Here is a 24,593-nt window from a genome sequence, read left to right as displayed (position 1 = left end):
ACTGCACTCCTGGTGCAACGACCGACCCCCCGCCGAATACGAATCCCTGCACTACGCTCACCCGCAACACCCTGCCGAAAACCCCTCGGCGGGAAAACTCAGCCTCCACTGAACCCGGGGCGGTTCACAGGCGGCCACCGGCACACAACGCCCACTTGGGCGATCCGCGCCACCCGAGCAGGCGGCCACCGGCACACAACGCCCAACTGGGCCATCCGCGTGGTCAGGCTCGGACCGGGAAGTGGCGCTTCCACTCCGGGCTGATCGGGTATGCCGGCCCGCCCGCCGCCGCAACTGCGTCGCTCACTCGGCGGATCGTCCGGTCGGGCGTGGCGTAGATATCAGGTGCGACCACGACGACGAAGCGCCAACCGATCCCTTCAAGGTCTTCACGTCGGGCTAGATCGGCCTGCCATTGCTCTTCACGTTGAATGTGGTGGCGCCCGTCATACTCGATGGCGACCTTCCACTCGGGGTAGGCGAGGTCGAGCCGGCGGGGTCGGCCACGGGCGTCGGTGACCTCCAGATTGACGATCGGCTCCGGCAGCCCCGCCAGCACGAGGAGCAACCGGGCCCGAGTCTCCATCGCTGAGTCCACGCGGTCACTGACGAGTCGGGCGGCTCGGCGCGCGTTTCGCGATGGGCCGCAACGCTGCTGCAGTTCGGGCACCTCGATCAGGCCCAGTCGCACGAGTGAGTCGCCGAGCACGACGGCATCGACGAGGTCCAGCTTGGCGGCGTTCATCGCGAAGGTCTGAGCTGGCGTCGTCAGTCGCCGGTTGTTGCGTCGCAGCAGCGGGATCGGCTTGGAGTAGCGGTGCAGCACGAGCCCTGGACGCCGCAGCCGACGAGATGTGAAGGTGCCAAGGTGGATCGTGCTGGTGTCGGGCACGGTCGCACCCCACTGCCGGGCTGCTGTCTCCAGCACGAGGAAGGCATCGGGTGGCGAGATCGCCAGGGCCGCATCCAGCCACACCTCGCGGGTGATCTCGACGCTGGCATCGACGAAGCATCCCGCGTACAACGGGCGAAAAGCCTTAGACGTCAACCGATGTCGGCTGAGACCCGCTGCTTCGGCATCAGCGATCGTGAACGGGTGACGGAGGTCGAGATGGCGCATCACGAAACGCTGGCACAGATCGGGCCGCTCCCATCGAGGTTATCCACAGACCCGCGCCAGCTGCGCAGAATGCCCACTTGGGCGATCTGCGCCACCCGAGCAGGCGGCCACCGGCACACAACGCCCACTTGGGCGATCCGCGCCACCCGAGCAGGCGCCCACCGGCACACAACGCCCACTTGGGCGATCCGCGCCACCCGAGCAGGCGGCCACCGGCACACAACGCCCACTTGGGCGATCCGCGCCACCCGAGCAGGCGGTCACCAGCACAAAACGCCCACTTGGGCGATCCGCGCCATTCGAGCGAGCGGTCACCGGCACAAAACGCCCACTTGGGCGATCCGCGCCACCCGAGCAGGCGGCGCGTCAGGCGTCGTAGTCGAGGCGGACCTCGTCGGTCACCGGGTGCGACTGGCAAGCCAAGACGACGCCGGCGGCGACCTCGTCGGGTTCGAGCGCATAGTTGCGGTCCATCCGGACCTCGCCCTCCACGACGCGCGCCCGGCAGGTGCCACACACGCCGCCGGTGCAGCTGAACGGCGCGTCCGGCCGCTCGCGCAGCGTGGCGTCGAGGATCGTCTCCTCCCGTGACGCCATCTCGATCCGGGTGGTGCGCCCGTCCAGGTTGACGGTGACGACTGCCTCCGGCGGTGCGCCCGGAGCGACCTCCACCACTGGCCGCACGGGAGCCGCCCCGTCCTCGACATGGAAGACCTCGTGGTGCACGTGCGCTTCGTCAATTCCATTGTCGCGCAACAACTTTCGAGCGTTCTCGACCATCTCGAAGGGCCCGCAGAGGTACCACTCATCAACATCATCGACGGGCACCAGCGTGTCGGTCAGCCGCTGCAGTTTGTCCCGGTCGATCCGCCCGGAGAACAGCTCGATGTCCTGAGCTTCCCGCGACAGCACGTGCATCAGGTGCACCCGCCCGGGGTAGGCGTTCTTCAGGTCCTCCAGCTCTTCGAGGAACATGATCGAGTCGGTGCGCCGGTTGCCGAAGATCAGCCTGACCCGCGACTGCGGCTCCTCCTCCAACGCGGAGGTGAGCAGCGACAGCACCGGCGTGATGCCGGACCCGGCGGCGATCGCGACATGATGCTTGGCGCGCTCCGGGTCGAGCGGACAGGTGAACGACCCGAGCGGTGACATCACCTGGATGCGGTCCCCCGGCTGCACCTCCCGGTTCAGCCAGGTCGACATCACCCCACCCGGAACCTCGGCGCTGGCAATGCGAATCTCCTTGCGCCGCAACGCTTCTGAGCGCGAGCGGCAGATCGAGTAGGACCGCCGCACGTCCTGGCCGTCGACCGTTGCCCGCAGCGTGAGGTGCTGGCCGGGCTCGAAGGCGAATTCCTGCGCCAGCTCGTCCGGCACCGCGAAGGAGATCGCGACCGCGCCGGGCGTGAGGCGGTCGACCGCGGTCACTTCGAGCTCGTGAAACCTGGGCCGGTGCCGGGTCGGTGGGGTCGACAGCAAAGTGGGACTCACAGTGTCTTGAACTCCTCGAACGGTTCCTTGCACGAGCGGCAACGGCGCAATGCCTTGCACGCGGTCGCGCCGAAGGCGGAGGTGACCTCGGTGTCCTCGCTGCCGCACACGGGGCAGGCGACGATCCGCCGGCCGAGCGGCACGACGACCGCGCCACGCTCCCCGGGCGGGGCAATCCCGAACTGGCGCAACGCCGTACGGCCTCGCGCGGAGATCAGGTCGGTCGTCCACGCCGGCTGCAGGGTGACCTCGATCGCGGCGGTGAGACCTGCTGCTTCGATGACGTGCTGCACGCGTTCGCGCATCGCGTCCATCGCCGGACACCCGCTATAGGTCGGCGTCATGACCACGTGCACGATGTCGCCTTCGACCTCGATCGAACGGATCACGCCGAGGTCGTCGAGGGTGATCACCGGGATCTCCGGGTCGAGCACCGCCCGGATCGCCGCCTCGACGTCGACCGGCGCCATGGTCACCACGTCGTTGCGTCGGGGTGGGAACGGTGGATGTGCTGCATCTCGGCGAGCAGATAACCCATGGCCTGGGAGTGGATGCCGTCGCGGCCGCCCCGGGCGCGCCGGCGCGGCTCAGCGGGCATCGCCAGCGTCGCCTCGTCGACCACAGACCTGACGTATGCCGTTGCCGCAGAACGCAATTGGCTTGGGAGGACGCCGACGCCGGACGTGGTTGCGGCCTCATCGGTGGCGGTGTCGGTGAATAGCTCATCGACATACGGGGCGACCCGGTCGAGGGCAGCTTGCATGCGCGCGTGCGACTCAGGCGTGCCATCGCCGAGGCGCAGCACCCACTGGGTGGCGTGGTCGCGGTGGTAGGTGACCTCCTTGATCGCCTTGGCGGCGACCCCGGCGAGCACCTCGTCGGTCGAGGAGGTCAGCTGTGAGTAGAGCTCGAATTGGTAGGAGGAGAACCACAGCAGGCGCGCCATCTCGTCCCCGAAGTCGCCGCGTGGGCGCTCGACCAGGTGGACATTGCGGAACTCGCGTTCGTCACGCAGGTAGGCCAGGGCATCCTCGTCGCGGCCGGTGCCGTCGAGCTCACCGACGCGGGTGAGCAGCGCGCGCGCCTGCCCGAGCAGGTCGAGCGCGATATTGCCGAGCGCCATGTCCTCCTCGATCTGGGGAGCGCGCGACATCCACTCGCCGAGGCGCTGGGTGTAGATCAGCGCGTCGTCGGCGAGCCCGAGCAGGTAGGTCGCGGTCACGTCCGCCGGAGCAATTGTCTTGTCCATCAAAGGTATTCGACGTCGTCGGGGACCTCGTAGAAGGTCGGATGGCGGTAGACCTTGTCGCCGGCCGGGTCGAAGAAGCTGTCGCGTTCGTCCGGGCTGCTGGCGGTGATGTCGTCGGCGCGGACCACCCACACCGACACGCCTTCGCCGCGGCGGGTGTAGAGGTCACGCGCGTTGCGCAGGGCCAATTGCGGGTCGGGTGCGTGCAGCGACCCGGCGTGCACATGCGACAGGCCTCGCTTGGCTCGCACGAAAACCTCCCAGAGCGGCCACTCGGCGCGCGGCGTCTGCGCCTCGCTCATGCCACGGCTCCGGTCGAGCGGGAGGCGAGCTTGTCGGCATACGCGCTGGCGGCCTCGCGCACCCAGGCGCCCTCCTCGTGTGCGGAGACCCGGTGGGCGATCCGCTCCTCGTTGCAGGGACCGTCGCCCTTGAGCACGCGCCAGAACTCATCCCAGTCGATCGGGCCGAAGTCATAGTGACCGCGCTCGGCATTCCACCGCAGGTCGGGGTCGGGCAGGGTGACGCCGAGCTTGTCGGCCTGCGGCACGGTCATGTCGACGAACTTCTGGCGCAGGTCGTCGTTGCTGAATCGCTTGATGCCCCAAGCCATTGACTGCTCGGTGTGGCCGCCCTTGGCCGCCTCGCCGGTGTCCGGCGGTCCGAACATCATCAGCGCCGGCCACCACCACCGGTTGGCCGCGTCCTGCAGCATCGCGCGCTGACGTTCGGTGCCGCGCGAGAGGGTCCACAGCAGCTCGAATCCCTGCCGCTGGTGGAAGGACTCCTCCTTGCAGACGCGGATCATCGCGCGGGCGTAGGGGCCATAGGAGCAGCGGCACAGCGGCACCTGGTTCATGATCGCGGCGCCGTCGACCAGCCAGCCGATCGCGCCCACGTCGGCCCAGGTGAGCGTCGGGTAATTGAAGATCGAGGAGTACTTCTGCTGGCCGTTGTGCAGCTTGTCGAGCAGCTCGGAGCGGTCCACGCCGAGTGTCTCGGCGGCGGAGTAGAGGTAGAGGCCGTGGCCCGCCTCGTCCTGCACCTTGGCGAGCAGGATTGCCTTGCGCCGCAACGACGGAGCGCGCGAGATCCAGTTGCCCTCGGGCTGCATGCCGATGATCTCCGAGTGCGCGTGCTGGGCGATCTGGCGGATCAGCGTCTGCCGGTAGGCGTCCGGCATTTCGTCGCGCGGCTCGACCCGGCCGTCGGTGCTCACCAGCCGCTCGAAATCGCCACCCTCACCTCGCCGCGTCGCGGTCGGCAGCAGCTGATCCAGCGCGCCGCCCTCGGCCGCGTTGAGCTGCTCATCGGGGTCGCGGAAGTCGTTGCCGTACATGCCTCCATTGTGAGCGTTGTTACAGAAATTCGCAAACCTGCATGCTGACTGTCATAACCCCGCACCCCTGCGAGAATCGCCGGATGAGCGATGCCAGCGTGCGCCCCGCCCGCCCCGCGGACGTCGAGGAGATCGGGCGGATCCAGGACGCGGTCTTCCGGATCGCGTATGCCGACCTGCTCGCTCCCGAGGTCGTCGCCGCCTTCTCGCCCGGCGCGTTCGCCGGCGCCTGGCGCGAAGCAATCTCCGCCCCGCCCTCGCCGCAGCATCGCCTGCTCGTCGCCACCGAAGGAGACGACGTGGTCGGCTTTCTGGCGGCCGCGCCGGCCGGGGAAACCGGCGTGATCGAGGTGCTGACCGGTGGGGTCCACCCCGGCCGGCAGGGCACCGGCCACGGGTCGCGGTTGCTCAATGCGGTGGCCGATCTGGCCCGCGAGTCCGGCATACGGCGGTTGCAGGTGTGGACCCTGGCCGACGACGAACGCGTGCGCGCCTTCCTCGGCGGCGCCGGCTTCGGCCCCGACGGCTCGTGGCGCGACCGCGAAGTGGACCCCGACGGCCGCACGGTGCGGGAGGTGCGCCTGGTCACCGAGCTGGCCGATCCGATCGATGAGTGAGCCGGCCGCCACCGCGGTCGCCCGCAAGGGGCTGCTGATCGGCGTCGCGACCGGGCTCTACGGGATCAGTTTCGGAGCGCTCGCGGCAACCGCCGGGCTGGACGTCTGGCAGGCGGTCGCGCTGTCGGCGCTGCTGTTCAGCGGCGGATCGCAGTTCGCGCTGGTCGGGGTGCTGGGCGCGGGCGGCACCGGCGCGGCCGCCGTCACGACCTCGGCGATGCTCGGCCTGCGCAACGGGTTCTACGGGCTGCAGGTGTCGCGACTCATCCAGAAGCGCGGGCTGCGGCGCATCCTTGCCGCGCATCTGACCATCGACGAGTCGACCGCGGTGACCATCGCGCAGCCGAATACGCGGCTGGCCCGGGTCGGCTTCTGGGCGACCGGTGGGGCGGTCTTCGTCTTCTGGAATGCCATGACCGCGGTCGGTGCGGTCCTCGGCAACGCGATGGGCGATCCGAAAGCTTGGGGCCTGGACGCCGCCGCGGCCGCTGCCTTCATCGCCCTGCTCTGGCCGCGGCTCACCACCACTCGCGCCCGCCTCACCGCCCTTGCCGCCGCCGCGATTGCCCTGCTCACCACCCCGCACGCGCCGCCCGGCACGCCGATCCTGGTGGCCGCGACCGCCGCCGTCGTCGCGGGCCTGCTGCCGCACGGCGAGACGGTGGAGGACGAAGGACTGTGAACACCTGGACCGTCGTGTTGCTCGCCGGCGCGATCTCTATCGCCACCAAGCTGCTCGGCTATCTCGTGCCGCAGCGCTGGCTGTCCGGCCGGGTGATCTCCCAGGTCATGCACTATCTGCCGGTGGCCCTGCTGGGTGCGCTGGTCGCCGTGCAGACCTTCGGGTCGGGCTCGCACGGCCCGGCGATCGACGCGCGTTCGGCCGGGTTGCTCGTCGCGATCGTCGCTCTCGTATGCCGCGCGCCCTTCCTTCTCGTGATCGTGCTGGCCGCGCTGACGGCCGCGCTGTTGCGACAGGCCGGACTGGGCTGAGTGACGTCTCGCGGAGATTTACTGACGCTTCGCGAAGATCTAGTGACGTTTCGCGGGGATTTAGTGACGCTTCGCGGGGATTTAGTGACGTCTCGCGGGGATTTAGTGACGTTTCGCGGGGTTGGGGTGCAGGCTCGGCATCCGTTCGAAGGCCGACCAGATGTGGGCCTGCATCAGGTCGGCCGCGTCCTCGCCCCGGTGCTCCTCGATGGCGGTCATGATCGCGTGGTGCTCGTGCCGCAGGGCGTCGCGGGCGGGCAGCCAGTCGTCCAGCGCCTCCAGCCCGGCGAGGATCGGCCGGCGCATCGACTCGCGGATCGCCACGGTGAGGTCGGTGACCAGCCGATTGCCGGCGGCGCGGGCGATCTCGACGTGGAAGACCGTGTCGTGCAGGTTGAAATCCGCCATCGACAACTCGTCGTCGTCCATCGCAGCAAGGGCGGCCCGCATCGCAGTGCGCTGCTCGGGTGAAGCGTGCACGGCGGCGAGGCCGACCGAGGCGCGCTCGAGCGCGACGCGCGCCTGCGTCACGTCATACGGCGGGAAATTCGCGAGCGCGACGTGCAGCGACAGCAGCCGGGTGAGCGCCTCGTCGGGAACTCCGGAGATCGTGGTGCCGCCCGCCGTGCCCGCGCCGACCGCGGACCGCAGCACCCCGGAGGCCTGCAGCGTGCGCACTCCCTCGCGAACGGCGGCGCGGCTCACGCCGAGTTGCTGAGCGAGGTCGCGTTCGGCGGGCAGGGTCGCACCACGGACCAGCCGCCCGTCCAGGACGCGGTCCTCCACCCAGGCGACCACCTGCTCCCAAGCCCGCTGCGGCCTGGACCCCGACGACGTCACGGGCGAACTCTACGTCCCCCGTCCGGGCCCACGCCGCGTGTATGGTGTGCGTCACACTTTTAGTCAGACCATTCGGTCGCCGAAGCATCGGAGCCAGCATGATCAGCACCTACACCCCGCCCCTCACGCCGATCGGGAACGGCCTGTTGCTATCGGCACTCGTCGCACTCTTGCCGCTGCTGACGATCTTCATCACGCTCGGCGCGCTGCGCTGGAAGGCTCACTGGGCCGGCCTGGCCGCCGTCGCGGTGGCCATCGTCGTCGCGGTGCTGGCCTTCAAGATGCCGGTCAAGCTGGCGGCGCTCTCGGCGACCGAGGGCGCGGTCTTCGGCCTCTTCCCGATCATGTGGATCGTCTTCTGCGCGATCGTGCTCTACCAGATCACGGTGGTGAGCGGCCGGTTCGACGACCTGCGCGCGACCTTCCATCTGGTCTCGGACGACCCGCGCATCCAGGCGATCATCATCGCCTTCTGCTTCGGCGCGATGCTCGAGGCGCTGGCCGGCTTCGGCGCGCCGGTCGCCATCACCGGCGTCATGCTGATGGCGGTCGGCTTCTCCCCGTTGCGCGCCGCCGCCGTGGCTCTGCTCGCCAACACCGCGCCGGTCGCCTTCGGCGCGGTCGGCACGCCGATCATCACTGCGGGCAGCCTCACCAAGATCGACTACAACGAGATCGGCGCGTATGTCGGCCACCAGACTCCCGTGCTCGCGTTCTTTGTGCCGCTGCTGCTCACCGCCCTGGTGGACGGCGTGCGCGGCATGAAGCAGACCTGGCCGATCGCGCTGGTCGCCGGCTTCGCCTTCGGCATCGCCCAGTGGGTGAGCGCTACTTGGATCTCGGTCGAACTCACCGACGTCATCGCCTCGCTTGTCGCGCTGGCGGCCTGCGTGCTGATGCTGCGCGTGTGGCAGCCGAAGGGCCGTGACGAGGCCAAGGCCAGCCTCGCCGAGGCACGGCGCCGCGAACTCGGCGACGATGACCTGGCCCCGGCCGACGACCGCGCCCTCGACGAGCACGCGGCCTCACTGACGCCGGGCCGGATCGCCATGGCACTATTTCCCTACCTGCTCGTCATCGTGGTCTTCGCCGCCGCCAAGCTGATCGACCCGATCAAGGAGTTCCTCGTCGGCACCGACCGGCCGATCAAATGGCCGGGCCTGTATGGCGAGGTCGTCACCGCCACCGGCGCGCCGAGCAAGACGCCGATCTACAACTTCCAGTGGCTGTCGTCGCCGGGGTCGCTGCTGCTGATCTGCTCGATCATCGTCGCGCTCGTCTACCGGGTGTCCCTGGCCCGCTGGGCCAAGGAGTTCGGGTCGAGCGCGGTGCGGCTGCGGTTCGCCTTCCTCACCGTCGCCTCGGTGCTGGCCCTTGCCTATGTCATGAACCTGTCCGGCCAGACCATCACCGTCGGCACCTGGATCGCCGGGGCGGGCACGGCCTTCGCCTTCCTCTCCCCCGTGCTCGGCTGGCTCGGCACCGCGGTCACCGGGTCCGACACCTCCGCCAACGCGCTCTTCGCCACGCTGCAGCAGACGGCCGCCAAGAACGCCGGCCTCGACCCGACGCTGCTGGTCGCGGCCAACTCCTCCGGCGGTGTCGTCGGCAAGATGATCAGCCCGCAGAACCTCACCATCGCGGCCACCTCGGTGGGTCTGCTCGGCCAGGAGTCGGCGATCTTCCGCAAGGTGCTGCTGTGGTCGCTCGGGCTGCTCGCCGTGATGTGCGTGCTCGTCGGTCTGCAGGCGACGGTGCTCGCGTGGATGCTCCCGTGACGCGGGTCGCGCTCTTCGCCACCTGCTTCAACGACGCGATGTGGCCGGGCACGCCGATCGCGACGGTCACCCTGCTCGAGCGGCTCGGCGTCGAGGTGGATTTCCCTGCGGCACAGACCTGTTGCGGCCAGATGTTCACCAACACCGGGTATGCCGACGAGGCGATCCCCCGCGTGCGGTCCTTCGTCGAGGTCTTCGGCGGGTATGACGCCGTGGTCGCCCCGTCGGGGTCGTGCACCGGCTCGGTGCGCGAGCAGTATGCCGATCTGGCTCGCCGTTCGGGCGACGCCGGGCTGTCTCGCGCGGTGGCCGAGGTGGCACCGAAGGTCTACGAACTGTCGGAATATCTCGTCGACGTGCTCGGTGTCACCGACGTCGGCGCTTCCTTCCCGCACCGCGTCACCTATCACCCGACCTGCCACTCGCTGCGGATGCTGCACGTCGGCGATCGGCCGCTGCGGTTGTTGCGCGAGGTGCGCGGCATCGACCTGGTGGAGTTGCCGGCCGCGACCGAATGCTGTGGTTTCGGAGGGACTTTCGCGATGAAGAACGCCGATGTCTCGGTGGCGATGGGGTCGGACAAGGTCCGCCACATCCGGGACACCGGCGCCGAAATCGTCGTCGCCGGAGACAACTCCTGCCTGGCCCACATCGGCGGGTTGCTCGGTCGGCAGCGAGCTGGAGTGCGCACTATGCACCTGGCCGAAGTGCTGGCCTCGACGGCGGAGGCGTCGGCATGAGCGCTCGGCATACGGGACCGGTCGCGGCGACGACGCCGACCTTCATCGGTATGCCGAAATTCCCCGCGCTCGCGCGGGAAGCCCTCGGCAACACCCAGCAGCGGCGGAATCTGGCCTTCGCCACGCAGACGATCCGCGGCAAGCGAGCAGCCGTCGTCGGCGAGGTGGGCGACTGGGAAGCGTTGCGGCTCAACGGAGCCGCCGTGAAGGACGAGGTGCTCGCACACCTGGACGACTACCTGATCCAGCTCGAGGACAAGCTCACCGCGGCCGGCACGACCGTGCACTGGGCGCGCGACGCTGCCGAGGCGAACCGGATCGTGGTCGAGCTCGTGCGGGGCAAGGGCGTCGACGAGGTCGTCAAGGTCAAGTCGATGGCCACCCAGGAGATCGAGCTCAACGAGGCGCTCGAGGAGGCCGGCATCGCTGCCTGGGAGACCGACCTTGCCGAGCTCATCGTGCAACTCGGCAACGACCGGCCCTCGCACATCCTGGTGCCCGCGATCCACCGCGGCCGGGCCGAGATCCGCGACATCTTCCGCACCCGGATGGCGGCCGCGGGGCGCCCGGCACCGGAGACGATGACCGACGAGCCGGCGCAACTCGCCGAGGCGGCCCGACTGCACCTGCGGGAGAAATTCCTGCGCGCCAAGGTCGGCATCTCCGGGGCCAACTTCGCGATCGCCGACACCGGCACGCTCGTGGTGCTGGAGTCGGAGGGCAATGGCCGGATGTGCCTGACCCTGCCCGAGACGCTGATCAGCGTGGTCGGCATCGAGAAGGTGTTGCCGACCTGGGAGGACCTCGGCACCTTCCTGCAGTTGCTGCCCCGCTCCTCCACCGGCGAACGGATGAACCCCTACACCTCGATATGGACCGGGCCGGCCGACGGGGACGGTCCGCAGGAGACGCATGTCGTGCTGGTCGACAACGGCCGCACCCATGTGCTTGCCGATCCCGTTGGGCGACAAGCACTTCGGTGCATTCGGTGCTCCGCGTGCCTCAACGTGTGTCCGGTTTATGAGCGCGCCGGCGGGCACGCCTACGGCTCGGTTTATCCCGGGCCGATCGGTGCGGTGCTGACCCCCCAACTGCGTGGCATCGACAATCCGATCGACGCGTCACTGCCCTATGCGTCGAGCCTGTGCGGTGCGTGCTTCGAGGTGTGTCCGGTGCGCATCGACATCCCGCGGCTGCTGGTCAACCTGCGCACCCAGGTCGTCGACGCCCATCGCGGACGGCCGAGCGCCGAGGGCCTGGCGATGAAGTCGGCGGCGTGGATGTTCGCCGAGCCCGGTCGTTGGGCGTCGATGCAGAAGGGCATCACCGCCTCGTCAAAGCTGTTGCGCGGCAAGCGAACTCTGCAGCATCTGCCGTGGCCGGGGTCGGTCTGGACCGACGCGCGCAATGCACCCGTGCCGCCCCGCGAGACCTTCCGGCAGTGGTGGCAGCGCACGCATGGGGAGTCGCGATGACCACCGCTCGCGAAGAGGTGCTCGCCCGGATCCGAGCCGCCGGCGCTGCCCGCCCGGTGGAGGTCCCGCCGGCTCCCGAACCCTCGCCTCAGCCCGCGCCCGAGACCGTCGACCTCTTTGCCGAGAATGTCGCCGACTACCGCGCCGTGGTCGAGCGACTTGCTGAATCCGCTGTGCCGCAACGGATTTCCTCCGCCCTCGGCCAGTATGGCGTCACGTCCGTCGTCGTGCCCGACGGGTTGCCGTCCGGCTGGCTGACCGACGCTGCGCTGAGGGTGCTCGCGGACGAGAGGCTCACGGCATACGACCTGGACGCGATCGACGCGGTGGTGACCCAGGCGGCCGTGGGCATCGCCGAAACCGGCACGATCGTTCTCGACCACACGGCCGGCCAAGGACGCCGCGCACTGTCGCTGGTGCCCGATGTGCACCTGTGCGTGATCCGTGCCGACCAGGTGGTCGGCGATGTGCCAGCCGCGGTGCGCCAGCTGCGGCCTGCCGTCGAGACCGGCCGGCCACTGACCTGGATCAGCGGCCCGAGCGCGACCAGCGATATCGAGCTCAATCGGGTCGAGGGAGTGCACGGGCCGCGGCATCTGCACGTGCTGATCGTGGGTGACGAGGCCTAGGCTGCGGAGGGAATCATCCGACCCGCCGCGGAGTTGATTGAACGTGCAACGATTTGGTTTTCTCTCCTTCGGTCACTACGGACCGCAGCCGGGCTCGACCACCCAGACGGCGGCCGACTCGCTGCTGCAGGCGATCGAGTTGGCCCAGCTGGCCGACGAGCGCAAGGTCGACGGCGCCTACTTCCGGGTCCACCACTTCGCGACCCAAGGCGCCTCGCCGATCCCGCTGTTGTCGGCGATTGCAGCGACGACCTCGCACATCGAGGTCGGCACGGGCGTCATCGACATGCGGTATGAGAACCCGCTGCAGCTCGCCGAGGAGGCGGCCGCGCTCGACATCATCAGCGGCGGCCGACTGGCGCTCGGCGTCAGCCGTGGCTCACCCGAGCCGGCCCTGCGCGGTTACGAGGCCTTCGGCTACACCGGGTCGAGCGACCCGCGCGGTGCCGACATGGCCCGGGAGAAGTTCGACCTCTTCCTGCGGGCGGTGGAGGGAGAGGACGTCGCCGACGCCGACCCGCGGCAGTTCGGCCCCGGCGCGCGGCTGCCGATCGAGCCGCGCTCGGACACGCTGCGCTCGCACATCTGGTGGGGCGCCGGCACGCGCGAGACCGCCGAATGGGCCGGGCGGCTGGGCGTCAACCTGATGTCCTCCACGCTGCTCACCGAGACAACCGGTGCGAGCTTCGCCGACCTGCAGGCCGAGCAGATCCAGCGGTTCCGCGCCGCCTGGAAGGACTCCGGGCACGAGGGTGAGCCGCGCGTGAGCGTGTCGCGCAGCATCTTCCCGGTCGTCACCGAGCAGGACGCGCGGATGTTCGGGCTGCGGGGCGACCGTGACCAGGTCGGCACCATCGATGGCTTCGTGTCGACCTTCGGCAAGACCTACACCGCGACGCCGGATCGGCTGATCGAGGAGTTGCGCGCCGACGCGGCCGTGATGGACGCCGACACGCTGATGATCACCATCCCGACCCAGCTCGGGCCGCAGTTCGCGATGTCGATCCTCGACAATTTCGCGACCCATGTCGCGCCCGCGCTCGGCTGGCGGGGAGCCACCAGCGCGCCCCTCGGTGGTTGAGCAAGCAAGCGGTGTCCTGAGCGCGTCGACATCGCCCGGCCCGGCCTTCGTCATACCTCGGCGCGTTCACGCCGCTCGTCGGTGACCGGCTCGCTCGACCGACGGCGGTGCCACAGCCAGCGGCCGCCCTCGATCAGGACCGAGGCGAGCAGCGCCAGCCCGATGCCGAGGAGCAGACCCTTGGTGGGCTGGTTCTGGAAGGCCGCGCCGCCGATATAGCCGAGCAACGTGCCGTGCATCGCCCAGATGGTGACGCCGATCACGTCGAACGCGGTGAACTTGCGTCGCGGATAGCGGATGGCGCCGAAGGTCAGCGTGGTCGCGATCCGGCCCCACGGGATGAACCGCGCCACGATGAGCGCCGTCCCCCCTCGTTTGTCGGCGAGTGATCGGGCGCCAGCCAGGATCCGGCCGGTGCGCGTGGTGGCGGGGATGCGATCCAGCCGATCGGCTGCCGCTCGACCCAACAGGTATGTCGCGTGGTCGCCCAGCAGCGCGCCGACCCCGGCCGACAGGACGGCGAGGGCGACATTCGGCTCGCCCGTCGATCCGGCATACACCCCGGCCATGATGAGCGGCGCCTCGCTCGGGAAGACCGGCACGACCGCGTCGAGGAAGGACAACCCGGCCAGCAGCACGTAGATCCACGGCGAACCCATGAGGTCGCCGAGGCTGTTCAGCACACTGTCGAACACATCCGGCTCCTCATGCTGCGACCGTAGGAAGCCAAGGCGACGCCGCGCTGAACACGGCATGACGTGTCGGCTGCGCCCTGTCGGTGGTTGAGCGAGCGCAGCGAGTCGAAGCCCCGACAACCTCCGCGGCGGCCCCTGTCGGTGGTTGAGCGAGCGCAGCGAGTCGAAGCCCCGACAACCTCCGCGGCGGCCCCTGTCGGTGGTTGAGCGAGCGCAGCGAGTCGAAGCCCCGACAGTCCTCCCGAGAGGCGGTCGCTATAACCGCCAGATTCCTCTACTACGCCTGTCGGTCGTTGAGCGCACTAGCCGCCGGAAAGCTCTCCTACGGGTGGAGGCCGAGGTAGTGCTCTAGGCCCACCGTGACGCCGGGGTGGTCGGCGACCTGGCGGACGCCGGTGAGCACGCCCGGCATGAAGCTCGCCCGGTCGAAGGAGTCGTGCCGGATCGTGAGCGCCTCCCCCGGCCCGCCGAAATCGATCTCCTGGTGCGCCACCCGGCCGCGCAGCCGCAAAGCGTGCACCGGCACGCCCTCCACCGACGCTCCGCGAGCGCCGTCCGGATCGGATGACGTCGCGTCCGGCACCGAGCCCAGCCCGGCAGCCGAGCGCGCCTCGGCGATGATCCGCGCCGTGCGCGCCGCGGTGCCGGAGGGTGCGTCGACCTTGTCCGGGTGATGGGTCTCGACGACCTCGACGGATTCGAAGTACGGCGCCGCCTGCCGGGCAAAGCTCATCATCAGCAGCGCCCCGATCGCGAAATTCGGGGCGATCAGCACCCCGACCGGGCCGGCGGCCTCGACTTGGGCCCGCAGGGTCGCAAGCTTGTCCTCGCTCCACCCGGTGGTGCCGACAACGGCGTGCACGCCCTGCTCGACGCAGTGCGCGACATTGGCCGGCGAGGCATCCGGCACGGTGAGTTCGATCGCGACATCGGCCCCGCCGAGATCACCCAGGTCGTCACCGTCGTCGAACCGCCCGACCAGCTCCAGGTCGTCGGCCGCCTCCACGGCCTGCACCGCCTGGCTGCCCATCCGCCCGGACGCCCCGATCACCGCCACCTTGATCCGTTCGCTCATGGCAGCCCACCCTAGAGCGGCAGCCGGCCGGGCTCGGCATACGTCCAGGGACGACTGCGAAAGTCGGCGCACATGTGGACCTGGTCGCCGGCCGGCATCGCCGTGGCCGCTGCGCTCTTGCTCGGGTATGGCGGCCTCGTGGGTGCCGCTGCGCGGCGCGGTGTCCGCCCGCCCGTCTGGCGCATGCGGCACGATCGGGTCCATGCGTCTGCACCCCGGTGAACCGGAGGCCGGCACCTTCGTGCTGATGACCGATGCGGCGATCTCCGACACGATCGCGGATTTCACCGGTCGCGACGACCGCCTGCTGGTGCTCATCGACGGCCGCAGCGGCAGCGGCAAGACGACGACCGCCACCTGGCTGGCGCAACGGCTCGACGCCCCGGTGGTGCACACCGACGACGTGGCGTGGCACCTGCATCCGACCGAGTGGGTGTCGGCACTGCTCGGCGGGGTGCTCGACCCGTGGATCCGGCACGAGGAGGTGGCCTACCGGCCCCCGGGCTGGGTCGAGCGCGGCCGCGAAGGCGCGATCACCGTGCCGGTGTCCGACCGGCTGGTCATCGAGGGTGTGGGCGCCGCCCGGTCGGCGCTCGCGCCGTTGGCCAATGTCGTGCTCTGGGTGCAATCGGATGAGGACATCGCCAAAGAACGCGGCATCGCCCGCGACATCGAGCTCGGTCGCACGCCGGCCGAGGCGGCGGACTTCTGGGAGGAATGGATGGGCTTCGAGCAGCCCTTCCTCGCCCTCGAACGACCGTGGGAGCGAGCGGCCCTGGTGGTCAACGGCACGCCCGACACCCGGGTGCCAGCCCACAGCTGGATCGCGCGCGGGCCGCTGTGAACCGGCTCAGTCCATCAGCACGGTCGCGACGCGCACGAGCTGCGGGTCGTCATACTTCCCGTCGTGCACCTCGCCGCGATCCCAGGTGAACAGCAACCGCGAACCAAGCACCTCGACGCTCGCGAGGTTGTTGTCGAACCACGGGCCGTGCGTCGTTTTCCATTGATAGTCAGGCACTTTCACGCCGGACACCCGCTTGACCAGCCGACGCATCGGACCACCCATCCAGCCGGACAACGTGCCCTGCAGCATGCGCACGTGCGGCGGCAGCGGGTTGCGGATCGGCGAGCACACCGCCTGGATGATCATCGACTCGACCGGCTGCGAGGTCTCGGTGACCTCGTTGATGTAGGAATTGTGCACATCGCCGGAGAGGAAGCTGATCGTCGCCGGCGCCTTGCCGCGCTTGCCGCTCGCGACCTCCATCAGCATCTTCGAGACGGCCTTGAAGGAGGACTCGAAGGCCGCCCAGTGCTCGAGGTCGACCGCCTGGCGGATCTGCTCGCCGTATTTGGCGAGGCGCGGGCGGTCACCCTGGGCCATCGTCTCGTTCAGCGACTCCAGGTCGTGAATGCCGGTCGGCAGCAGGAAGGGCAGCGAGGTGCCGATGAACAGATGCTCCTCGCCTCCGACCATCTCGCGGTCCAGCCAGGCCAGCTCGTCCTCGTCGAGCATTGCGCGGTGCTCCGGGCGCAGGTCGCGCGCCGCCCGCGAGTCGATGACGATCAGCTTGGACTCGCCCAGGTCGCGGGTGAAGGAGAACCGGTAGGTCTTGGGGTCGCGGTCCACGCGCTCGGCGAAGTCGTGCAGCAGCGCGGTGAGATCGAGTTCCTCCGGGCCGGTATGCCGGGCAATCACCTGCCAGATCGGGTCCGCCCGCAGCGACTCGTGGTCAAGGTTGCCGGCGTGCTGGTAGACCCAATAGGACGCGAGCGCACCAACAATGCGGTCGTGCCACCAGGGCTTCTTATTCATCTCGACATGCCAGCTGTGCGAGGTGTTCCAGTCGTCGCGCACGTCGTGGTCATCGAAGATCATCGCGCTGGACAGCGTGGACAGCAGCCACCGGTTGGCCGGGTCGGACCACGCCAGGCGATAGAGCTCGGCATACTCCACGAAGTCCTTGACCTCTTCGCCGGGCGGTTCGTCCAATCCCCTTCTGCGCTCGATGAATTCGCGCATCGCGGGCGAGGTCTCGTCGGCATAGATCTGGTCGCCGAGGAAGAGCACGAAGTCGGGCCAGTGGCTGGGGTCCTTGGCCATGTCGTAGGCATAGGCGCGCAGCGCGTCGACGCCGTGCTTCTTGTTGCCTTCCTTGTCGTGCGACACCGAGGTGCGGCACGAGCCGAAGAGGAAGCGGGCCGGTTTGGACCGGTCGAGCGTGGCGATCTTGCTCGGCGGGAAGGCACTGTCGGACTCGGGCCACACTTGCTGCCCGTCGAGCGCGACGGTGTAGGGCTGGACCGATCCCGGCTGGAGCCCGTCGATGAGCACGATCGCGTAATGCTGGCCGTACGCGCTGAAGGTCGGCATGGCCCACTGCCGCCCGGCGGTCTCCACGGTGACCGTGGCGAAGCCGTCGGTCTGGACGAAGATCGTGGCGGTCGTCTCGCCGACGTGGCGCAGTAACGGACCGAGGACGAGAGCAGGTGCCATGCTCACATCCTCACAAATCCGTCAGCCGCGTGGGCGGCCGCGCTGTCCTTTGTCGTGACGCACCCTCGTCAGGGTGTAGGCAGTCGGGGTGACGCCGTTGTAGCGCAGCGGCTGCTCCTTGACGACCTTCAGGCCCCGCCGGCGGCGCACCGCGTCGGTGAACAGCCGCTTGTCGTCGGTGATCAGCACGGCCCGGCCCGCTGGCGTCAGCAGCCGGTCGAGCTCGGCAAGGATGCCTGGGTAGAGCGTGCGGTTGTCGTCGTGGCTGCCGATCCGCTTGCCGAAGGGCAAATCGGTGACGACCCGGTCGATGCTGCGGTCCGGCAGGTCGAGCCGGGTCGCGTCGGCTTCGGCCACCTGCACGACCACCCCGAGCGCGGCGACATTGGCACGGGCGAGCGCGACCGCCTCGCCACTCGCGTCGGTCGCCATCCGCGATCCGGTATGCCGGGTCAGGGCGTCCACGATCGGCATCGTGCCGACGCCGGCGCAGGGGTCGAGCAGCCGGTCGGCCCCGCTGACCTTGGCCAGCCGGAGCACGCCGGCGGCCACGACCGGCGGCGTGGTGGCCGGCAGCCGCTGCAGCCGTCCGAACCGCGCGGCCCACGCCAGCGGACCGACCTCGATCCGGTCGGCGACGGTGTCGATATTGAGCTGCCAGTCGTTCGCCGAGTTGGTCCAGCCGGTCTGGCGGCTGACCTGCTCGACGAGCTGCTGCCGGGCGGCGGTGTCACCCGGCAGGTGCACGCGGAAGCGTGGCTCGGTGTCGAGCAGCACCGCAGCGGCGCGCCGGGCGGCCTCGTCGGTGCCCGGCACCGCCATCCGGTCGATCATCGGCTGCTCGCGAAGGGTGGCGAGTTGCTCGGGCGAGACGTCGAGGGCAAGCAACTCACCCGCGGCGTGCACGCTGACCTGCAGCCGGGTGGCCTGTTGCACGTCGCCGCGGACGAGGTCCTCGAGCCCGACGGGGCAGGTCAGCAGCAGCGACGGCATCGCACCATCGTGCCAGCCGCCGCTGCCGCTTCACCGCGCGGTGATCAGCTCCAGGTGTGAGCCACGTCGACGACGAGCTTGGAGCCGGTGGAACTGTTGACCGTCCAGACCTTGAACGGCAGCCGGGCGCGCACGCCGAGCCCGATCGTGGTTTGGCCCTCGAAGCTTCCGGCATACGCCACCTGCCGGAAGGTGCGGTAGCCGGTGACATCCGCCAGCTCGGTCTTGTTGGCCACCGGCTTCATGGTCGGCGTCATCGCGACGATCTGCAGCTTCGCGCCGCCGCGCACCGGCACGACCTTGCCGCTGCCGTCCTCGCGGACCTGGTCGACGTACTTCACGATGTAGCCGGGCGCCTTGGGGCCGGAAACGTCGATGACGATCCGGTCGTAGCAGGCGTGCTGACCGGTGCGGACCCGGTTGAACTCGGCGGTGGTGTAGGTGCCGCCGCGCTTCTCGAGCGATCCCCACTGCACGGCACAGGTGCTGGTTGCCGCTTGGGCTCGGTCGGCGGTGCCGGCGATGGCGACGGGCGTCGCGATGAGCGTCGCTGCCGCGAGTGCCACGGCCGTGCGGACAGGTGTGAACCTCATGATGTTTCCCCCTTGTATGTCGTGTCCCCCTGCTCGGGCGGACCGTCGGTCCGACGCTCTGCGTCGCGACGGCGTTCCGCCCGGATCAGCCCGGACCGCTCCCCCATGTCGAGCGGCCCGATAACGGCCAGCGTAGACCCCACGGAGCCGGTCTCGATATGGCCGCCGGATCACGATTTGAGTGTCAGTCCGCTCCGCGCGGGAGCACATATCCCACCCGGCCCGCCACGATCGCCGGCTTGCCCTGATCGGGCACCACCAGCAGCAACTGCACAGCCGCCCGCAGCGTCACCTCCCTGCCCGTGGGGAGCTTGACGCCGTCGACCGTGGCGATGCGCGGGTCCAGGGTGATCCGCTGACCGTCGGGTGCGGTCAGGGTCTGGTCGCAGTCGAGGCTGACCAGCCCGAGCGTCGCGCCCTGCGCCCGCAGCGTGCGCACGGCCGGGGTGCCGAGCAAGGTGGCCGTCGTCGCGGGAGTCCGCTTGGCATCACCCCAGCCGGCGCACTGATAGTTCGAGTTCGCCGCCGCGCGGTCCTTCTGGGCGACCGAGTCGCCCCAGCCGAAGGCGCGGATCTGCTTGATCACGGCCGCGTAGCCGAAGTCGCTCGTGCCCCCGTTGGAGACCGCATAGGCGGCGTTCGACACGGCGTTGGCCATCGTTTGGCGCTGGGGCGCGGTGAGCGGTGCGGGCGCGGTGGTCACGGGTTTCGGCAGGGCCGGTGCGTCCGCTGGACTCCACACCGACCCGAACGCGGTCCACCCGGCCGTGCTCTGGCCGGGTTGCAGCGTGAGGTATTCCCGCCCCGCCGGCGAGGAGCTTGCTGACGAACTGGGCGTCGGGTTGGTCATCGTCTGTTTGCCCACGATCAGCGCCCAGGTGCCCTGGGTGTCGGTCGGTCCGACGCCGCCGTAGGCCGCGGTGGCCGTCGACCGCAGGGCCACCGGCGGCTCCTTGCGGGTCAGCGCCTTCGCGATCGCGGTCTGCCGACGGTCACTGGCGAGCAGGACGCCGGTGTCGGCACTCGCCCAACCGCTCGGGTCATAGCTCGCCGCCTTTTTGATCGCGGCGTTGTTGCGGCGGTCGTAGTCGGTGAGCACCGCATTCGCTTGCGCCACAGACAGATTGGGCGCGGGCGGCGGCGTCGAGGTGCGAGATGGCGTGGCTGGGGTGGTCGTGGCTGCACCACCCCCACCGCTGGAGCAGGCGGCGAGTGTCACGGTCACGGGGGCGACGAGGAGGAGGGCGGCGAGTCGCATCGTCGAGGTCGTCATGGCCGCCAGTGTTGCGCGGCAGGGTCGTCCAAAACGCTATCCACAGGAACTTTCGAGCGCGGATAGAGCGAAGGTGCCCGGCCGCGCGCGGCCGGGCACCCTCGTCATACTGGGGCGGGGTTCAGACCGTCTCGGTCTGCTCGCCACTGTCGGCGGGCTGCTCGTCGCCGGACGAACCGTTCGACTCACCGTCGCGGCCGCGACCGCGGCCACCGCGGCGGCGCTGACGCGGACGGCGCGGACGGTCATCGCCCGCCTCGCCGTCGTTCGGCTGCGAGCCGTCGTTCGCCTGCGCGGCGTCATCGGCCGGAGCTTCGGCAGCAGCGTCACCGGTCGCACTTGCGTCAGCCGAGCCGGCATCGTTCGAACCGGCGTCGGCCGTCGCAGCCGGGTCGCTCGTGCCCGCGTCCGAGGCGGCCGGCGCACCGGAGTCGCCGCCACCCTCCTCGACGACGGCCAGCGAGAGCTTGCCGCGCGGGTCGATCTCCTTCAGCTCCACCTGGACCTTCTGGCCGACGGCCAGCACGTCCTCGACCGCGTCGATCCGCTTGCCGCCGACGAGCTTGCGCACCTCGGAGATGTGCAGCAGGCCGTCCTTGCCGGGCAGCAGCGAGATGAACGCGCCGAAGGTCGTCGTCTTGACGACGGTGCCGAGGAAGCGCTCGCCGACCTCGGGCATCTGCGGGTTGGCGATCGCGTTGACCGCCGCACGGGCCGCCTCGGCCGACGGACCATCGGTGGCACCGATGTAGACGGTGCCGTCGTCCTCGATCGAGATGTCGGCGCCGGTGTCCTCCTGGATCTGGTTGATCATCTTGCCCTTCGGGCCGATGACCTCGCCGATCTTGTCGACCGGGACCTTCACCGAGATGACGCGCGGGGCGAAGGGCGACATCTCGTCGGGAGCGTCGATCGCCTCGTTCATCACGTCCAGGATGTGCATCCGGGCGTCGCGGGCCTGGGTGAGCGCCTTGGCCAGCTCCGCGGCGGGGATGCCGTCGAGCTTGGTGTCCAGCTGGATCGCGGTGACGAACTCACGGGTGCCGGCGACCTTGAAGTCCATGTCACCGAAGGCGTCCTCGGCGCCGAGGATGTCGGTCAGCGCGAGGTACTTGGTCTCGCCGTCGACCTCGGCCGACACCAGACCCATCGCAATGCCCGCGACCGGTGCGCGCAGCGGCACACCCGCGTTCAACAACGCCAGGGTCGAGGCGCAGACCGAGCCCATCGAGGTGGAACCGTTGGAGCCCAACGCTTCCGACACCTGACGGATGGCGTAGGGGAACTCCTCGCGGGTCGGCAGCACCGGCACGAGCGCCCGCTCGGCGAGCGCGCCGTGACCGATCTCGCGCCGCTTCGGCGAACCCACCCGGCCGGTCTCACCGGTCGAGTAGGGCGGGAAGTTGTAGTTGTGCATGTAGCGCTTGCGGGTCACCGGCGACAGGGTGTCCAGCTGCTGCTCCATGCGCAGCATGTTCAGCGTGGTGACACCCATGATCTGGGTCTCGCCGCGCTCGAACAGCGCCGAACCGTGCACCCGCGGCAGCACCTCGACCTCGGCCGAGAGCGCCCGGATGTCCTTCGGGCCACGCCCGTCGATGCGGACCTGGTCACGCAGGATGCGCTCGCGCACGAGCTTCTTCTGCAGCGAGCGGAAGGCCGCCGAGATCTCCTTCTCGCGCTCGGCGAAGGGCTTGCCCTCACCGGCGAGGTCGGCCTTGAGCTGCTCCTTGAGCTCATCGAGGCGCGTCTCGCGCTCCTGCTTGTCGGCGATCTGCAGAGCGGCGGTGGTGTCGGAGGTCGCAGCCTGCTCGACGGCGGCATACGCGTCGTCCTGGTAGTCCAGGAAGAGCGGGAACTCCTGCACCTCCTTGGCGGCCTGGCCGGCCAGCTCCTGCTGGGCCTCGCACAGGACGCGGATGAACTTCTTGGCGGCCTCGAGGCCCTCGGCAACGACGTCCTCGGTCGGCGCCTGCTTGCCCTGGGTCTTCACCAGGTCCCAGGTCGACTCGGTGGACTCGGCCTCGACCATCATGATCGCCACGTCGTCACCGACGATGCGACCGGCGACGACCATGTCGAAGGTCGAGCGCTCGATGTCGGAGAAGTTCGGGAAGGCGACCCACTGACCGTCGATGAGCGACACGCGGGTCGCACCGATCGGGCCGCTGAACGGCAGACCGGAGATCTGCGTCGAGGCGGACGCGGCGTTGATCGCGAGCACGTCGTACTGGTGGTCGGGGTTGAGCGACAGCACCGTGATGACGACCTGGACCTCGTTGCGCAGCCCCTTGACGAAGGCCGGACGCAGCGGACGGTCGATCAGCCGGCAGGTGAGGATCGCGTCGGTCGAGGGACGACCCTCGCGACGGAAGAAGCTGCCCGGGATCTTGCCGGCGGCATACATCCGCTCCTCGACATCCACGGTCAGCGGGAAGAAGTCGAACTGGTCCTTCGGCTGCTTGCCGGCAGCCGTGGTGGACAGCAGTGCGGTGTCCTCGTCCAAATAGGCGAGCACCGCGCCGGCGGCCTGCTTGGCCAGGCGTCCGGTCTCGAACCGGACCTTGCGGGTGCCGAAGCTGCCGTTGTCGATGACAGCCTCGGCGAAAGTGATCTCTGGACCCTCCATGGGCCCTCCTGTTCTTGTTTCTCTCTTGAGCGGGGCGCATCGTCGTTGTGCGCCCGCCTGTGCTTCGTCCTACGCCAGAAGGCGGCCACCGCGATGGGTGACCGCCTCCATGGTCGCAAGTTCGATGATTATCGGCGCAGACCGAGTCGCTTGATCAGCGAGCGGTAGCGCTCGATGTCGATCTCCTCGAGGTAACGCAGCAAACGCTTGCGCTGACCGACGAGCAGCAGCAGGCCGCGACGGCTGTGGTGGTCGTGCGGGTGCTGACGCGCGTGCTCGGTGAGGTCCTTGATGCGCTGGGTGAGCATCGCGATCTGGACCTCGGGCGAACCGGTGTCGCCCTCCTTCTGGCCGTACTCGGCGATGATCTTGGACTTGGTCTCGGTGTCGAGCGGCATGAAAGGGTGACTCCTTCGAGGTCGTTGCGCGGTGCTCCCGGGCTGATTCACCGGGGCGCTCTGGATCCGCGGCCGATTCACGGCATCGCTCAGACTACCGGCAACCCGCCACTCCCCCTAATCGCCCGTATGCCGGCGCGGCACGTTTGCGCGTGACGAGGGTCACAGTAGGGTGGCGTGAGGCCACTGGGAGGAGCCATCGTGCCGACACTGGGACAGCCCGTCGATGTCGACGGATTCTGGAAAGACGGCTACACCATCGTCAAGGGCGTTTATAGCCCGGAGGAGATCGCGGCCTTCCGCGAGCAATGCCGCGCGGGGGGCGGCGCGAAGGGCGGCGATCTGCTCGCCCGGCCCGGTCTGCGCTCGGTCCTCACCGATGGCGCAATGATCGAGATCGCCCGAAAGATCCTGGGCAAGGACGAGATCTACTACGCCGGCGACAGCGCCTTCACGATCAACGCGACCGGGCGCGGCTGGCACAAGGACAACGCCGACCGCACCGACGGCAATGCCCCGGACTGGCGCAGCCGTTACACCCAGTTGCGGTTCGGCATCTACCTGCAGGACCACACCAAGCACACCGGTGGCCTCAACCTGCGCAAGGGCTCGCACGAGATCCTGTCGCTCAAGGAGGGCGAGAACATCTACGTGCCCTTCGAGCCGGGTGACATCGGGGTGTGGAGCATGCGCATCACCCACTCCGGCAACGGTCAGCTGATCCGCTTCCCGCGCCGCAAGACCACCGACCCCGACGACAAGGACACCAAGATCCCGTCGTGGCGGATGGCGCCCAAGGACGGTGACCGGATGGCGATCTTCGCCGCCCTCGGCTTGGACGACGAGCACGCCGCGCGGTACACCGACTACCTCAAGACGCGCAAATATGCCGTCGACCTCTGGCGCGGTGGTCCGTACTCAGCCGAGGCTCTGGAGGAGGCCCGCCGCGCCGGGCTGAAGGTGCGCGACGTGCCGTCGGAGGTCATCAACGACCCCAACGCCGGCAAGAACGCCGACTACGCCCCGATCCCCTACTGACGGTCCGCAGCGGCCAGTCTCCTGTCGAGGAGAAGGCGACCGCTGCG

General features: G+C 69.3%; 25 protein-coding genes. 10 read left to right on the top strand and 15 right to left on the bottom strand.

The features are described from left to right. Window positions 1-223: 223 nt before the first annotated feature. The 6 genes from G9U51_RS09120 to paaA form a co-directional block, all read right to left on the bottom strand. A complete protein-coding gene (locus G9U51_RS09120; RefSeq protein ID WP_166196176.1) occupies window positions 224-1,120 on the bottom strand; it encodes an endonuclease domain-containing protein in 897 nt (298 codons plus the stop codon). A 366-nt stretch (window positions 1,121-1,486) separates the two neighbouring features. Further along, window positions 1,487-2,611: a 1,2-phenylacetyl-CoA epoxidase subunit PaaE gene (paaE, locus tag G9U51_RS09115; RefSeq protein WP_166196174.1), complete on the bottom strand. Its 1,125-nt coding sequence runs from the start codon at window positions 2,609-2,611 to the stop codon at window positions 1,487-1,489. Then, window positions 2,608-3,081, bottom strand: a complete 474-nt coding sequence (gene paaD, locus G9U51_RS09110; RefSeq protein ID WP_166196171.1) for a 1,2-phenylacetyl-CoA epoxidase subunit PaaD — start codon at window positions 3,079-3,081, stop codon at window positions 2,608-2,610. Before paaD ends, paaE begins: the two co-directional genes overlap by 4 nt. A gap of 2 nt (window positions 3,082-3,083) precedes the next feature. After that, the gene (paaC, locus tag G9U51_RS09105) at window positions 3,084-3,860 is read right to left on the bottom strand and encodes a 1,2-phenylacetyl-CoA epoxidase subunit PaaC (RefSeq protein ID WP_166196169.1); all 777 of its coding nucleotides are present in this window, start codon (window positions 3,858-3,860) and stop codon (window positions 3,084-3,086) included. Beyond that, window positions 3,860-4,162: a 1,2-phenylacetyl-CoA epoxidase subunit PaaB gene (gene paaB / locus G9U51_RS09100; RefSeq protein ID WP_166196167.1), complete on the bottom strand. Its 303-nt coding sequence runs from the start codon at window positions 4,160-4,162 to the stop codon at window positions 3,860-3,862. Before paaB ends, paaC begins: the two co-directional genes overlap by 1 nt. Beyond that, the gene (gene paaA / locus G9U51_RS09095; protein WP_166196165.1) at window positions 4,159-5,199 is read right to left on the bottom strand and encodes a 1,2-phenylacetyl-CoA epoxidase subunit PaaA; all 1,041 of its coding nucleotides are present in this window, start codon (window positions 5,197-5,199) and stop codon (window positions 4,159-4,161) included. The genes paaB and paaA overlap by 4 nt, the downstream gene beginning before the upstream one ends. An 83-nt stretch (window positions 5,200-5,282) precedes the next feature. Here paaA and G9U51_RS09090 point away from each other — a divergent pair, with 83 nt between their 5' ends. Genes G9U51_RS09090 through G9U51_RS09080 form a run of 3 tightly spaced genes read left to right on the top strand, consistent with a single transcriptional unit; the run spans window position 5,283 to window position 6,809 of the window. After that, window positions 5,283-5,816, top strand: a complete 534-nt coding sequence (locus G9U51_RS09090; RefSeq protein ID WP_235945776.1) for a GNAT family N-acetyltransferase — start codon at window positions 5,283-5,285, stop codon at window positions 5,814-5,816. Beyond that, a complete protein-coding gene (locus G9U51_RS09085; RefSeq protein ID WP_166196161.1) occupies window positions 5,809-6,498 on the top strand; it encodes an AzlC family ABC transporter permease in 690 nt (229 codons plus the stop codon). Before G9U51_RS09090 ends, G9U51_RS09085 begins: the two co-directional genes overlap by 8 nt. Further along, the gene (locus tag G9U51_RS09080; protein ID WP_166196159.1) at window positions 6,495-6,809 is read left to right on the top strand and encodes an AzlD domain-containing protein; all 315 of its coding nucleotides are present in this window, start codon (window positions 6,495-6,497) and stop codon (window positions 6,807-6,809) included. The genes G9U51_RS09085 and G9U51_RS09080 overlap by 4 nt, the downstream gene beginning before the upstream one ends. Before the next feature lie 102 nt (window positions 6,810-6,911). Here G9U51_RS09080 and G9U51_RS17840 read toward each other — a convergent pair whose 3' ends face one another. After that, window positions 6,912-7,649 carry a FadR/GntR family transcriptional regulator gene (locus G9U51_RS17840; protein ID WP_166196157.1) on the bottom strand — a complete coding sequence of 246 codons (738 nt, stop codon included), beginning with the start codon at window positions 7,647-7,649 and terminating at the stop codon, window positions 6,912-6,914. A 98-nt stretch (window positions 7,650-7,747) separates the two neighbouring features. Here G9U51_RS17840 and G9U51_RS09070 point away from each other — a divergent pair, with 98 nt between their 5' ends. Genes G9U51_RS09070 through G9U51_RS09050 form a run of 5 tightly spaced genes read left to right on the top strand, consistent with a single transcriptional unit; the run spans window position 7,748 to window position 13,352 of the window. Further along, window positions 7,748-9,427 carry an L-lactate permease gene (locus G9U51_RS09070; protein ID WP_166196155.1) on the top strand — a complete coding sequence of 560 codons (1,680 nt, stop codon included), beginning with the start codon at window positions 7,748-7,750 and terminating at the stop codon, window positions 9,425-9,427. Continuing rightward, entirely contained in the window at window positions 9,412-10,167 is a 756-nt protein-coding gene (locus tag G9U51_RS09065) for a (Fe-S)-binding protein (RefSeq protein ID WP_328823394.1), read from the top strand. Before G9U51_RS09070 ends, G9U51_RS09065 begins: the two co-directional genes overlap by 16 nt. After that, on the top strand, window positions 10,164-11,642 hold the full coding sequence (locus G9U51_RS09060) for a LutB/LldF family L-lactate oxidation iron-sulfur protein (protein ID WP_166196153.1): 1,479 nt from the start codon (window positions 10,164-10,166) through the stop codon (window positions 11,640-11,642). Before G9U51_RS09065 ends, G9U51_RS09060 begins: the two co-directional genes overlap by 4 nt. Continuing rightward, the gene (locus G9U51_RS09055) at window positions 11,639-12,271 is read left to right on the top strand and encodes a LutC/YkgG family protein (RefSeq protein WP_166196151.1); all 633 of its coding nucleotides are present in this window, start codon (window positions 11,639-11,641) and stop codon (window positions 12,269-12,271) included. Before G9U51_RS09060 ends, G9U51_RS09055 begins: the two co-directional genes overlap by 4 nt. Window positions 12,272-12,314: 43 nt before the next feature. After that, window positions 12,315-13,352: an LLM class flavin-dependent oxidoreductase gene (locus G9U51_RS09050; RefSeq protein ID WP_166196224.1), complete on the top strand. Its 1,038-nt coding sequence runs from the start codon at window positions 12,315-12,317 to the stop codon at window positions 13,350-13,352. Window positions 13,353-13,402: 50 nt separating this feature from the next. Here G9U51_RS09050 and G9U51_RS09045 read toward each other — a convergent pair whose 3' ends face one another. Next, a complete protein-coding gene (locus tag G9U51_RS09045) occupies window positions 13,403-14,047 on the bottom strand; it encodes a DedA family protein (protein WP_166196149.1) in 645 nt (214 codons plus the stop codon). Between the two features lie 322 nt (window positions 14,048-14,369). Continuing rightward, entirely contained in the window at window positions 14,370-15,122 is a 753-nt protein-coding gene (dapB, locus tag G9U51_RS09040) for a 4-hydroxy-tetrahydrodipicolinate reductase (RefSeq protein ID WP_166196147.1), read from the bottom strand. A 202-nt stretch (window positions 15,123-15,324) separates the two neighbouring features. Between dapB and G9U51_RS09035 the strand changes: the two genes are divergently transcribed. Next, window positions 15,325-15,966 (top strand): uridine kinase family protein, encoded by a 642-nt coding sequence (locus G9U51_RS09035; RefSeq protein ID WP_207948152.1) that lies wholly within the window; start codon window positions 15,325-15,327, stop codon window positions 15,964-15,966. Window positions 15,967-15,972: 6 nt separating this feature from the next. Here G9U51_RS09035 and G9U51_RS09030 read toward each other — a convergent pair whose 3' ends face one another. The 6 genes from G9U51_RS09030 to rpsO all read right to left on the bottom strand — a co-directional run bounded on the left by G9U51_RS09030 (window position 15,973) and on the right by rpsO (window position 23,508). Next, window positions 15,973-17,622 (bottom strand): alkaline phosphatase D family protein, encoded by a 1,650-nt coding sequence (locus tag G9U51_RS09030; protein ID WP_166196145.1) that lies wholly within the window; start codon window positions 17,620-17,622, stop codon window positions 15,973-15,975. Window positions 17,623-17,643: 21 nt separating this feature from the next. Next, complete coding sequence (locus tag G9U51_RS09025; RefSeq protein ID WP_166196143.1) at window positions 17,644-18,615, bottom strand: TRM11 family SAM-dependent methyltransferase; 972 nt, start codon at window positions 18,613-18,615, stop codon at window positions 17,644-17,646. 44 nt (window positions 18,616-18,659) lie between these two features. After that, window positions 18,660-19,208, bottom strand: coding sequence for an AMIN-like domain-containing (lipo)protein (locus tag G9U51_RS09020; RefSeq protein WP_207948151.1), 549 nt, complete (start codon window positions 19,206-19,208; stop codon window positions 18,660-18,662). A gap of 184 nt (window positions 19,209-19,392) precedes the next feature. Then, window positions 19,393-20,481: a hypothetical protein gene (locus G9U51_RS09015; protein ID WP_166196141.1), complete on the bottom strand. Its 1,089-nt coding sequence runs from the start codon at window positions 20,479-20,481 to the stop codon at window positions 19,393-19,395. Window positions 20,482-20,602: 121 nt separating this feature from the next. Then, window positions 20,603-23,110: a polyribonucleotide nucleotidyltransferase gene (locus G9U51_RS09010; protein ID WP_166196139.1), complete on the bottom strand. Its 2,508-nt coding sequence runs from the start codon at window positions 23,108-23,110 to the stop codon at window positions 20,603-20,605. 128 nt (window positions 23,111-23,238) lie between these two features. Beyond that, complete coding sequence (rpsO, locus tag G9U51_RS09005; RefSeq protein ID WP_166196137.1) at window positions 23,239-23,508, bottom strand: 30S ribosomal protein S15; 270 nt, start codon at window positions 23,506-23,508, stop codon at window positions 23,239-23,241. Between the two features lie 201 nt (window positions 23,509-23,709). Here rpsO and G9U51_RS09000 point away from each other — a divergent pair, with 201 nt between their 5' ends. Then, a complete protein-coding gene (locus G9U51_RS09000) occupies window positions 23,710-24,546 on the top strand; it encodes a phytanoyl-CoA dioxygenase family protein (protein WP_207948150.1) in 837 nt (278 codons plus the stop codon). Window positions 24,547-24,593 lie beyond the last annotated feature (47 nt).

Origin of the sequence: Metallococcus carri (assembly GCF_011440275.1) — a bacterium.
Taxonomy (GTDB): Bacteria; Actinomycetota; Actinomycetes; order Actinomycetales; family Dermatophilaceae; genus Metallococcus; species Metallococcus carri.
This window is presented reverse-complemented; position numbering and strand designations above follow the sequence as displayed.